Source organism: Kocuria subflava (assembly GCF_012163155.1).
Classification (GTDB): domain Bacteria; phylum Actinomycetota; class Actinomycetes; order Actinomycetales; family Micrococcaceae; genus Kocuria; species Kocuria subflava.
This window is the reverse complement of the sequence record NZ_JAAVUN010000156.1, coordinates 1-624: the sequence shown is the minus strand read 5'-3', so window position 1 is coordinate 624 and position 624 is coordinate 1. Positions and strand designations below refer to the sequence as shown.

The window sequence follows — 624 nt, the reverse complement described above, 5'->3', positions numbered from 1 at the left end:
TCCGGTTTCTTCGTCTGCCCACCTGCGCATCGTCGGTGAATTCCTACCCGGAAGCGGCGACCCCGGCGCGGCGTTCACCGCGATCACGCAGCTGGGTACGGAGACCGCCGTGGTGATCTACTTCTGGCGCGACATCGTGCGGATCATCAAGCACTGGGCCCTGTCCCTGGTCGGCAAGGTGGACCGCTCGGATCCGGACGCCCGCATGGGCTGGTTGATCATCGTCGGTTCACTGCCGATCTCCGTGCTGGGCCTCCTGCTCGAGGACTGGATCGACACGTCGTTCCGCAGCCTCTGGGTCACGGCCACCATGTTGATCGTCTTCGGTGTCTTCCTGGGCATCGCGGACAAGGTCGGCAAGCAGGTCCGGACGCTGGAAAACCTGTCCGTGAAGCACGGTCTGATCTACGGTTTTGCCCAGGCGCTGGCCCTGATCCCGGGCGTCTCCCGCTCCGGCGGCACCATCACCGCGGGACTGCTCATGGGCTACAAGCGTGAGGACGCCGCCCGTTACGCCTTCCTGCTGGCCATTCCCGCCGTGTTCGCCTCCGGGCTCTACAAGCTCGCCTCCGAGATCACCGACCCCTCCCCGGCGGCGTACTCGGTGCCTCAGACGCTGGTGGC

1 protein-coding gene is annotated in these 624 nt (G+C 66.0%); it reads left to right on the top strand.

The annotated features are described in order from the left end of the window. The coding region (locus GTW58_RS13510) for an undecaprenyl-diphosphate phosphatase (protein ID WP_168023603.1) at nt 1-624 on the top strand (624 nt) is incomplete at both ends.